11 protein-coding genes and 1 pseudogene are annotated in these 9,349 nt (G+C 69.9%); 7 read left to right on the forward strand and 5 right to left on the reverse strand.

Features of this window, described 5'->3' with window-relative positions:
• Nucleotides 1–95: 95 nt before the first annotated feature.
• Nucleotides 96–227: pseudogene (locus FHS87_RS24565) on the reverse strand (IS3 family transposase); the annotation flags it as partial.
• 29 nt (nucleotides 228–256) lie between these two features.
• On the opposite strand from FHS87_RS24565, the gene FHS87_RS22505 reads away from it, so the two are divergent.
• The gene (locus FHS87_RS22505) at nucleotides 257–559 is read left to right on the forward strand and encodes a zinc-binding dehydrogenase (RefSeq protein WP_184521949.1); all 303 of its coding nucleotides are present in this window, start codon (nucleotides 257–259) and stop codon (nucleotides 557–559) included.
• Between the two features lie 116 nt (nucleotides 560–675).
• Here FHS87_RS22505 and FHS87_RS22510 read toward each other — a convergent pair whose 3' ends face one another.
• The 3 genes from FHS87_RS22510 to FHS87_RS22520 all read right to left on the reverse strand — a co-directional run bounded on the left by FHS87_RS22510 (nucleotide 676) and on the right by FHS87_RS22520 (nucleotide 2,793).
• Nucleotides 676–1,344 (reverse strand): NAD(P)-dependent oxidoreductase, encoded by a 669-nt coding sequence (locus FHS87_RS22510; RefSeq protein WP_184521919.1) that lies wholly within the window; start codon nucleotides 1,342–1,344, stop codon nucleotides 676–678.
• A 64-nt stretch (nucleotides 1,345–1,408) separates the two neighbouring features.
• On the reverse strand, nucleotides 1,409–1,882 hold the full coding sequence (locus FHS87_RS22515) for an AtaL-like protein (RefSeq protein ID WP_184521923.1): 474 nt from the start codon (nucleotides 1,880–1,882) through the stop codon (nucleotides 1,409–1,411).
• 41 nt (nucleotides 1,883–1,923) lie between these two features.
• A complete protein-coding gene (locus FHS87_RS22520; protein WP_184521926.1) occupies nucleotides 1,924–2,793 on the reverse strand; it encodes an SDR family oxidoreductase in 870 nt (289 codons plus the stop codon).
• Between the two features lie 106 nt (nucleotides 2,794–2,899).
• Here FHS87_RS22520 and FHS87_RS22525 point away from each other — a divergent pair, with 106 nt between their 5' ends.
• On the forward strand, nucleotides 2,900–3,793 hold the full coding sequence (locus FHS87_RS22525) for a LysR family transcriptional regulator (protein WP_184521929.1): 894 nt from the start codon (nucleotides 2,900–2,902) through the stop codon (nucleotides 3,791–3,793).
• 123 nt (nucleotides 3,794–3,916) lie between these two features.
• Here the strand turns inward: FHS87_RS22525 and FHS87_RS22530 are convergent, their stop codons facing one another.
• A complete protein-coding gene (locus FHS87_RS22530) occupies nucleotides 3,917–4,438 on the reverse strand; it encodes a DUF6428 family protein (protein WP_246418640.1) in 522 nt (173 codons plus the stop codon).
• Nucleotides 4,439–4,482: 44 nt separating this feature from the next.
• Between FHS87_RS22530 and FHS87_RS22535 the strand changes: the two genes are divergently transcribed.
• The 5 genes from FHS87_RS22535 (at nucleotide 4,483) to FHS87_RS22555 (ending at nucleotide 9,017) form a co-directional block, all read left to right on the forward strand.
• On the forward strand, nucleotides 4,483–4,839 hold the full coding sequence (locus FHS87_RS22535; RefSeq protein WP_184521935.1) for an ArsR/SmtB family transcription factor: 357 nt from the start codon (nucleotides 4,483–4,485) through the stop codon (nucleotides 4,837–4,839).
• The gene (gene arsC, locus FHS87_RS22540; RefSeq protein WP_184521938.1) at nucleotides 4,836–5,273 is read left to right on the forward strand and encodes an arsenate reductase (glutaredoxin); all 438 of its coding nucleotides are present in this window, start codon (nucleotides 4,836–4,838) and stop codon (nucleotides 5,271–5,273) included. The genes FHS87_RS22535 and arsC overlap by 4 nt, the downstream gene beginning before the upstream one ends.
• Nucleotides 5,270–6,343 (forward strand): ACR3 family arsenite efflux transporter, encoded by a 1,074-nt coding sequence (arsB, locus tag FHS87_RS22545; RefSeq protein WP_246418641.1) that lies wholly within the window; start codon nucleotides 5,270–5,272, stop codon nucleotides 6,341–6,343. The genes arsC and arsB overlap by 4 nt, the downstream gene beginning before the upstream one ends.
• Nucleotides 6,340–7,542, forward strand: a complete 1,203-nt coding sequence (locus FHS87_RS22550; protein WP_184521941.1) for an MFS transporter — start codon at nucleotides 6,340–6,342, stop codon at nucleotides 7,540–7,542. Before arsB ends, FHS87_RS22550 begins: the two co-directional genes overlap by 4 nt.
• Nucleotides 7,543–8,102: 560 nt before the next feature.
• A complete protein-coding gene (locus FHS87_RS22555; RefSeq protein ID WP_184521944.1) occupies nucleotides 8,103–9,017 on the forward strand; it encodes a hypothetical protein in 915 nt (304 codons plus the stop codon).
• Nucleotides 9,018–9,349: the final 332 nt, after the last annotated feature.

Raw genomic sequence — 9,349 nt, forward strand, 5'->3', positions numbered from 1 at the left:
CGGCCGACATCAATCGGAATGGCCGGCCGACATGACGTCGGAATCAGTGGCCGACTTCGCCTCGGAACAGGCGGCCGACATCGTCGGAATCCCCAATAGTAGGTCTGGTCCGTCACTCCGATCGCCCGTACTGCCTCAGCCACCAGCTTGCCCTGAGCTGTCAGCACCTCAACCTGCCGCAGCTTGGCGACGATCTCCTCGGGCGTGTGCGTCCTCTTCCGGCCCATCCCCAGCCTCCTCCAAACAGCCGCCGGATGTGTTCGACACCGTGGGCGGCGACACCTTCGAGCGGGCGTTCCAGGTTCTCAGGAAGGGGGGCTTCCTGGTGACCGCGGTGAACTTCCCCAAGGACGAGGCGGCGCAATACGGCGTCAGTGCGGGACGGGTGTTCAGCAAGGCCGACGGTGGGCAACTCGCGTCCATCCGCGACCTGGTGGAGGGGGGCCAGGTGAGGCCGCACGTCGGCACGGTGCTGCCTCTCTCCGAAATCCGGCAGGCGTTCGACCTGTCCGAGGCTGGTCGCACCCGCGGGAAGATCGTGCTGCAGATCGCCGCGTGATCGGCCCACAGCCGGGCTCCCGAAGCAGAACGCTTAGGGAGCCCGGCTGCCAGGACGCAGAGCCACGCCAGCTTTTCGGAGTGGATGGCCAGCTTTCCGTAGCGGCACTGAGAGGGTCACCAGGTGATCAGCGGGGACCGGCGTAGCCACTCGTCGGTGCCGATCTGGTCCAGGACAAATCGTGCGACGTCCTCCCGCGACACGGACCCGCCATGGAATCCGGCGAGGTCCGTGAGCGCCCGTACATCCCCGTGTCCTGGCTTGTCGTTCAGGACCGCCGGTCGGACGAGGGTCCAGTAAAGCCCGCTGTCCCGCACGATAGCCTCCTGTCGGTTCTTGTCCGCATAGACCTTTCGGAGCAGGAGCGGGAGGATGATGCGGTCGAGCAGGAAGCCGCCATGCCCGGCGCTGTCTCCCGCTCCGATCCCGGTGATGCAGACCAGACGGGAGACCTGTTCGGCCCTCATCGCGCCCACAAGCGCACGCGTCGCCGTCGAGAGGAGCGGTACCTCGCGGAACGGGCTGGCCGGGGTGCCCAGGGCACTAATGACGGCATCCTGGCCCGCGAGGGCGCCCCGCAGCGCCGCCCCGTCGCGGGCGTCGCCGACGACGATCCTCGCGCCCTCCAGGTCGCGCCCGTTCCCGGGCGAGCGGACGAGGGCGGTGACCTCGTGCCCCCGTTCGAGCGCCTGCCGGACGATCAGGCGACCGGTGCCGCCCGTCGCCCCGATAACCAATATCCTCGGCCGGGCGGCCGGGGTGCCATGGGATTCCGTGTTGTTCATCGATGCCTCCTTGGGAAGCGGGAACCTCCCGTGGAAGGTCCCGGCGTCCGTGTTCCCTGCGGGATCAGATCCGGCCTTCGGCCAGCAACTCGCGCGTGCGCTTCAGCGTGGAGAGCAGAGCGGCCCGATAGCCCTTGTCGCCGTCGAACTGCGCTTGCTCGGTCCTCTCCTCGGGGCCGTCCGACTCCTTCCCGCGCAGGCCGAGGTAGCAGTAGAAGCGGAGCTGGAGCGCGCCGGAGGCGTCCGCGAAGAGTTCGTTGACGATGGCCCCCTCGCGCGGGCCGGTCGCCTGGAAGAAGGTGACCTTGCTGCCCGGCTCGAAGGCGATGATCTCGCGGAGGTCGGTGCCCGCGATGGTGGCCTCGCGCACGATGTGGGTCGCGCTCTCCTCCACGACGTCGCAGCGGGTGCAGAGGCCGGGCGGAAGGAACAGGCGGGCGTCGCGGGCCTTGAGGACCAGCCCCTCCCACGCTTGCGCCCGGGTCAGGGGGGTCTCGCCTTCCGGGTTCACCGAGACGGTGGCGGTCGAATAGATCATGACGGGTGTCCTTCTCTCGGGTGTCGGGTGCTGTCCGGCCTTCAGGCCGAGGCGGCGATGTGGGCCGCGAAGTCGCGGTAGGAGTGCAGCGGGCGGCCCAGCAGCGCGGTCAGGCGCTCCACGTCGCCTGCCTGGGGCACCATACCCACGGTGGCGAAGCGCTCGGCCATCAGGCGCATGTCGAAGGCCATCCAGCCCGGCATGAACCCACGGAGGTTTGCCTCGAACCCGGCCGTGTCCTCGCCGGGGTAGGCGATCGGGCGGCCGAGGACGTCCGACCAGATGGCGGCCACGTCCGCGCCGGTCAGCGTGTCCGGGCCGACGAGGTCGATGCGGTCGAGCGGCAGTGGCTCGGCGGCCTGCTCGCGGCGGATCACCTCGAGTGCCGCGACCTCGCCGATGTCGCGCACGTCCACCATGGCGAGGCCCTTGGAGCCGATCGGCATCGGGTAGATGCCGTGGCCGGTGATGACGTCCTTGATCGTCAGGTCGTTATTGATGAAGTAGGCGGGGCGCAGGATGGTGGCGTTCAGCCCCATCGCCTCGATCATGCGCTCGACCGCGAACTTGCCGGCGAAGTGCGGCACGTTCACGTAGCGCTCCCCCTCGAGCACCGAGAGGTAGACGATCCGCTTGATGCCTGCCTCGCGCGCAACGTTCAGGGCGATCAGCGCCTGGGTGAACTCGTCGGGCACCACGGCATTGAGCAGGAAGAGCGTCGAAACGCCGGAGAAGGCGGAACGCAGCGAGTCCACGTCGAGCAGGTCGCCACGGACCACGGCGACGCCCTCGGGAAGGCTGGCCTTGGAGGGGTCGCGGACGAGGGCGCGCACGTCGGCGCCGCGGCGGACGAGCTGTTCAACGACGTGACGGCCGACATTGCCGGTGGCGCCGGTGACGAGGATGGTCATGGGGTTCGCTCCTTGGAGGATGGCTGCTGACATCCCGGAGATTGACGGTTCCATCCCTGGCCCGGTAGTCGCTGGATTTGGACGACCTGTCTCACTGGTGGAACGCATGGACCTGCTCGCCCTGGCCGACTTCAATCTCGTCGCCCGCCACGAGGGTTTTGGCCGGGCAGCGCGCGCCGCCGGTCGGCCCAAGGCGACGCTGTCCCGTCGCGTCTCGGAACTGGAGGGCAGCCTCGGCCTGCGGCTGTTCGAGCGCGGCGCCCGCACCCTGAAGCTGACCCAGGAGGGCCGGGCGCTCTACGAACGGACGGGGAGGCTGCTCGCCGAGCTCGACGAGGCGGCGGTGGCGATGGCCTCAGGGGTGGACAGGCCACGGGGCCGGCTGCGGGTCAGTGCGCCGCTGCTCTTCTCGCAGACCGCCATGGGACGGCTGGCCGCGGAGTTCGCGCTGAAGTTCCCGGAGGTCCGGCTGGACGTGACGACGGAGGACCGGACCGTCGACATGGTGGAGGAGGGATACGACCTGGTGATCCGGGTCAATCCGGATCCGGACGAGAGCCTTGTCGGGCGAGTTTTCCTGAACGACAGGCTGGTCGTCGTGGCGCCCCCGGCCCTCGCCCTACCGTCCGACGGCTCTCCTGTCCCGGCAGTCCTGCGCGGGTCGGGCGGGCCGACCGGGCCATGGACTGTCAGGACGCCGACCGGGACGTCGAGGATCGCGGTGGATCCCGTGCTTCGCCTGTCGTCGCTCCTCATGGTCCGCAACGCCGTCCGGGCGGGCGTCGGCGCCGCACGCCTCCCCGTGTCGCTCGTGAGCCACGATTTGGCGGCCAGAAGGCTGGTCCTGTGGGGCGATGCTGAGGGTCCGGACATCGCCCTCTGGACGCTCTACCCCTCGCGGCGGCTGTTGAGCGCGCGTGTCTCCGCCTTCCTCGAACACCTCAAGGGTGCATTCCCGAAAGGCACCCCTGACGAACTGGCGGCCTATATCGGGGGCTGAGCAGGGCGGGTTGGGGCCGACCGTACCACGGCCCCTGAGCGCCCACAGCGGGACCGACATGCCGCTGATGGCTGCCTAGTGGCGGAAGCTCCTCACCGACCCTCCCTACGTGTGGAGCATGCTTCAGCAGCAGCCCCGCGACGGCGCGCAGCAGGCGGAGGCGGCCTTGGCCTCCTGCTCCGCCCGGTGCCGCGGCTTGCAGATGGCGGGCCGGGGGCCGAGCTCGACCACGACGCCCGCCGCCTCGATCCGGATAGCCTCGACGTCGAAGATCTGCATCGGGCGGCCCGGCGGGCCGACCTCGGAGGTCAGCCGGCTGCCCGGCTGCAGGCTCACCCGGGCGGCCACCTTCTCCAGGATGGAGAGGAACTTGCCGACCTCCATGTGGTCCGGCTTCTCGGCCGAGGCGGGCAGGTCCTCCACCTGGAGGATCGTCTCCTGCCAGGCGTCAGGGTTGCCGCCGCAGTTCAGGGTGAGAAAGGACCCAGCCTTCACTTCGGTGACGTGGTAGCCGGGCTGGGTCCGCCGCCCGTCGTAGCTGATGACCAGCTGCCGCGAGCCGTAGGGCCGCAGGGCATCGAGCAGGGCGCCCAGCGAGGCATCGCTCTGGAAGCTGACCGTCAAGGGCAGAGCAGGCGCGTTCATCTTTTCCTCTTTCATCTCAACCTATCTTGAGACATTAAGAGGTCATGAATGAAACGCAAGCACTCGATGCCCTCGGCGCCCTATCGCAGGAGACGCGCCTCCGGATCGTTCGCCTGCTGGTGACGGCGGGACCAGAGGGCATGGCGGCGGGCGCCATCGGCGAGGCCATGGGCGCCACCTCCTCACGCCTGTCCTTCCACCTCACCCACCTCGAGGCGGCCGGGCTGGTGCAGTCGCGCCGGGACGGCCGCTCCATCCGGTACTCGGCCGTCTACGACGCCCTGTCCGGCCTCATCGCCTTCCTCATGCGGGACTGCTGCCAGGGCCACCCGGAGGTCTGCACCCCCGCGGTCGCCGCCCTCTCGGCCTGCGCCTGCCCCTCTCCGGAGCCTGCGGCATGACCGTCACGATCTTCCACAACCCGGCCTGCGGGACCTCCCGCAACACCCTGGCCCTGATCCAGAACAGCGGCGAGGAGCCGGAGGTGGTCGAGTACCTCAAGACCCCGCCGGCCCGGGATGTCCTGGCCGATCTGATCCGGCGCATGGGCGTGCCGGTCCGCTCCCTGCTGCGCGAGAAGGGCACGCCCTACGCGGAGCTGGGCCTGAGCGATCCGGCGCTGACGGATGACCAGCTGCTCGACGCGATGATGGCGCACCCGATCCTGATCAACCGGCCCATCGTCGTGACGCCTCTCGGCGTGCGCCTGTGCAGGCCGTCCGAGGCCGTCCTCGACATCCTGTCGAACCCGCAGCGCGGCGCCTTCGCCAAGGAGGATGGTGAGGCAGTGGTCGGCGCGGACGGGCAGCGCGTCTCCAAGGATCCGGCATTATGAGCGCGGCCATTGAGGGCGAGGCAGCCATCCGGCGCCGCCGGGCGGCGATGGGCGTCTTCGAGCGCTACCTCACCCTCTGGGTGGCGCTCTGCATCATCGCTGGTATCGCGCTCGGTGCCGTGCTGCCGGGCCCGTTCCGGGCGCTCGGCCGCATGGAGGTGGCCCAGGTCAACATCCCCGTCGCGGTCCTCATCTGGGCAATGATCGTCCCGATGCTGCTCCGGGTGGACTTCGCCGCCATGGGGCAGGTCGCCCAGCACTGGCGGGGCATCGCCGTCACGGTCGGCATCAACTGGCTGGTGAAGCCCTTCTCCATGGCCCTGCTGGGCTGGCTGTTCATCGGCTGGCTGTTCCGGCCCTGGCTGCCCGCAGGACAGGTAGACAGCTACATCGCGGGCCTCATCCTGCTCGCCGCGGCGCCCTGCACCGCCATGGTCTTCGTGTGGTCGCGGCTGACCGATGGCGACCCCAACTTCACCCTGTCCCAGGTCGCGCTGAACGACGCGATCATGCTGGTGGCCTTCGCGCCGGTGGTCGGCCTGCTGCTCGGCCTCTCCGCCATCACGGTGCCCTGGGACACCCTGTTCCTCTCCGTCCTGCTCTACATCGTCCTGCCCCTCGTCGCGGCGCAGGTCTGGCGGCGGTCGCTGCTCGCCTCCGCTGGCGAGGCGGCGCTCCAGCGCACGCTGAAGGCGCTGAACCCGGTGTCGCTGGTGGCCCTGCTGACCACGCTGGTGCTGCTGTTCGGGTTACAGGGCGAGCAGATCCTCGCGCAGCCGCTGGTGATCCTGCTGCTCGCGGTGCCCATCCTCATCCAGGTCTACTTCAACGCGGGGCTGGCCTACCTGCTGAACCGTCAGTGCGGCTCGGCGCACAGCGTGGCCGGGCCCTCCGCCCTGATCGGCGCCAGCAACTTCTTCGAGCTGGCGGTCGCGGCGGCTATCGCCCTCTTCGGGTTCGAGAGCGGCGCCGCGCTGGCCACGGTGGTCGGCGTGCTGGTCGAGGTGCCCGTCATGCTGTCCGTGGTCCATATCGTGATGCGGACGAAGGGCTGGTACGAGCGCGCATGAGGACCGCGGAGCTGGCGCGGCGCCGGGGGGTGGTGACCACCACCCTTGGCATCACGCAGACCCTGGCCTGGGGATCCACCTACTACCTCCCGGCCATCTTCGCGGATCCGGTGTGCGAGGCCCTGGGCCTGTCCCGGACCTGGTTCTTCGGGCTCTTCTCCGGCGCCCTGCTGCTCTCCGGACTGGTCGGCCCGACCGCGGGGCGGCTGATCGACACCTATGGCGGCCGGGACGTCCTGGCGGCCTCCAATCTCGTCCTCGCGGCCGGGCTGGCGCTGCTGGCCTGGGCGTCGGGGCCGGTCACCCTGGCCCTGGCCTGGGCAGCGATCAGGATCGGCATGGGGTTCGGGCTGTATGAGGCCGCCTTCGCCACGGTCACCGGCCTGTACGGGCGGGAGGCCCGCAACGCGATCACCGGCATCACCCTCTTCGCCGGGTTCGCCAGCACGGTGGGGTGGCCTGCCAGCGCCTTCATGATCGATGCCCTGGGCTGGCGCGGCGCCTGCCTTGCCTGGGCCGTCCTGCACCTGGTCGTGGCCCTGCCAATGAACCGCTTCCTCGTCGCCAAGGCGCCGCCGCCCGTTCCCTCAACGGCCCCGGCCGACGCGTCGCCCGGCGGGGTGCCCTGGACCATGGTCATCCTGGCGGCCGTCTTCGCCGCCACGACCTTCGTCTCCACCGCCATGGCCACCCACCTGCCGCGCATCATCGAGGCCCTGGGCGCGGCGCCGACCGCGGCGATCTTCGCGGCGTCCCTGGTCGGACCGGCGCAGGTCGCGGCCCGGGTGGCGGAGTTCGCTCTCCTCCGGAGAGTGTCCCCCCTCGTCACGGCCCAGCTCGCCGCGGGCCTGCATCCCATCGCCGCGGCGCTGCTGGCCTTCCTGGGCCCTGTCGTCGCCGTGCCCTTCGTGCTGCTGCACGGCGCCGGGAACGGTCTGCTGACCATCGCGCGCGGTACCCTGCCGCTCGCCCTCTTCGGACCGGCTGGCTACGGGCTGCGGACGGGTCTGCTGGCGGCACCCGCGCGCCTGTTGCAGGGCGGGGCGCCGCTCCTCTTCGCGCTGGTGCTGGACACGCTGGGGCCGCACGTCGCGCTCCTGCTGTCCGGTACCCTCACCGCGCTGTCCCTGGTCGCGCTGCTGGCTCTCGCACGTCGAGTTCGCGATCCCGGCGCAGATCGACCCCGCCGCGGAGGCTGAACACCGGATCTCGGCAGCGCGTTATGTCCGCTTCGCCGCTTCCAGATCTCGAGAGCGGCCATGCCGCTAACGGCCAAACGTCGTCATGCAACTCCGCACATTCGATTACGGGCGTGAGTTAAGGCACATCAGCGTCGACCGGCCTTTCACCCGTTTGGCGAGCCGTCATCGGCAGCGCTGTGGGCTGAAGCGGGAGGTAAGAGAGCACCCTCTTCCACGCTGCGGCTTTCTGTCCAATAGCGAGCCGGCCGCGGCCTTCTTGGATCGATACGGCCCTCCTCTCTTGCGACTGAAGCGGCCCTCCCCGTGGTAGCCCCTTCCGTTGAGGTAGGAAGGCGGGCGTGCCAGAGTTGCCCACGCCTCGGACCCAAGCGTGCGCTTTCCTGCCGCGGGGGCGCGCCAGGGCGGGACCGATGATCGGATCGGGAGAACAGCAGATACTGAAATAACATGTCCCCAGCGAGCGGCCGTTCGGGGGGCGCCACCCGTGTCGCCCCCTCTCACGGCCCCCTCGCTGGGGACATTGGGTTGATTTGGGCGGCGTTCAGCGGAGACACCGCATGACCAAACACCACGAGAACCACCCCGAGAGCGGCAGCGCGGCGTCCGACCCCGGCCGCGCGGAGCCGCTCGCCCCTTCCGCGGTAGCCCCGGGCGCCCTGCCCGCTTCGGGCACGACACCGGGATCGGTCCCACCGGCCGAGCAGCATGGATCGCACTGGCGAGACCCGATCCTCGTTGTCGGACGGGACTGGCTAGGTCAGTTCGCGCCGACGCAGGACACCGGCTTGCCTTCGGCGGAAATGCCCGACGGCAGCAATGAGGAGGAAGATCGCCACCTCTTCGCGGCACGCCTGCGCTCATCTCCCGGAACGGGGCGGCCCCCCATCGCCCGCCTCACCCATCCCGAACTTCGCCGCTTAGCGCTGATGGCCTCATGCCTGCTTGCCTGGACAGCTGATGGACAAGCGGTTGCGGCGCTCGTCGGCGTGCCGGAGGCCTCAACCAGCAGGCTCCACGACGATGTCGGGAGCGCCCGGGCGGTGGCGCGGCTCGCGGTGACCCTCGGCGTCGCTCCGGATCCCTGGCCGGCGGAGATGCCCGAGCGCGTTCGCCTTCTCCTCACGGTGCTGCACCTCGGGGGCGGGCATCCGGACGCACCTGCGCGCCCGGCCCGTCTCGCGGCCTGGAGCCTGGCGCTGAACGCCGACGCCAACGCGCCGATCCCATTGTCGACTGCGGAATCGCACCTTTACGCGCGCATGGCCGGCCTCGCCTCCGAGGCGATCGGGGGTGGACAGGCGAAGGACACCGGTGAGGCTTGGCCGCCGACGCGTCTGAGCCAGGAGGAGCAGGCGGAGATCCCGGACGACCAGGCCACGAGGCGTCTCTTCATTGAGGCTGGACGGGCACACGCCCGCCTCGCTGCGGCCGAGGCCGCCGCCCCTACTCCGGCGACCCCGGGCGAGGGCTGAACATGTTGGGCCCGGGGTATAACCCGGGCCCGCGTCTTGCGGTTCTTACAGCATCGTTCGTCCGGCCCGGCGCGAAGGTTAGATCCTCCCTTCTTCTCCGTACTGCGAAGATGCGCGCTCCTGCCGGGCGGCGGTTCTCTCCAAGGTCGGAGCGAGCGGACGCATGATGGTGTCGACTCACTCGGGCCTTTGACCTCAGCGACGCGGCCTCCGCTCCGGATGGGGTAGGGCCGCACAAGCGTAAGCGTCATCCCGCAGCTGCCTTGTAGGGCGCTGGCCTGATCGGCTGATCTGCGCGTCTCCTGGGCGGCGCGGTGTTGGTTGTCGCCCTT

This window comes from Muricoccus pecuniae (assembly GCF_014199205.1).
In the GTDB taxonomy this organism is placed as follows: domain Bacteria; phylum Pseudomonadota; class Alphaproteobacteria; order Acetobacterales; family Acetobacteraceae; genus Roseomonas; species Roseomonas pecuniae.

What these genes read in the sequence shown, in the direction of transcription:
- FHS87_RS22555 (WP_184521944.1), top strand. Translation starts at nt 8,103, where the DNA reads ATGACCAAACACCACGAGAACCACCCCGAGAGCGGCAGCGCGGCGTCC.
- FHS87_RS22525 (WP_184521929.1), top strand. Translation starts at nt 2,900, where the DNA reads ATGGACCTGCTCGCCCTGGCCGACTTCAATCTCGTCGCCCGCCACGAG.
- FHS87_RS22550 (WP_184521941.1), top strand. Translation starts at nt 6,340, where the DNA reads ATGAGGACCGCGGAGCTGGCGCGGCGCCGGGGGGTGGTGACCACCACC.
- FHS87_RS22515 (WP_184521923.1), bottom strand. Translation starts at nt 1,882, where the DNA reads ATGATCTATTCGACCGCCACCGTCTCGGTGAACCCGGAAGGCGAGACC.
- FHS87_RS22510 (WP_184521919.1), bottom strand. Translation starts at nt 1,344, where the DNA reads ATGAACAACACGGAATCCCATGGCACCCCGGCCGCCCGGCCGAGGATA.
- FHS87_RS22530 (WP_246418640.1), bottom strand. Translation starts at nt 4,438, where the DNA reads ATGAACGCGCCTGCTCTGCCCTTGACGGTCAGCTTCCAGAGCGATGCC.
- arsB (WP_246418641.1), top strand. Translation starts at nt 5,270, where the DNA reads ATGAGCGCGGCCATTGAGGGCGAGGCAGCCATCCGGCGCCGCCGGGCG.
- FHS87_RS22520 (WP_184521926.1), bottom strand. Translation starts at nt 2,793, where the DNA reads ATGACCATCCTCGTCACCGGCGCCACCGGCAATGTCGGCCGTCACGTC.
- arsC (WP_184521938.1), top strand. Translation starts at nt 4,836, where the DNA reads ATGACCGTCACGATCTTCCACAACCCGGCCTGCGGGACCTCCCGCAAC.
- FHS87_RS22535 (WP_184521935.1), top strand. Translation starts at nt 4,483, where the DNA reads ATGAATGAAACGCAAGCACTCGATGCCCTCGGCGCCCTATCGCAGGAG.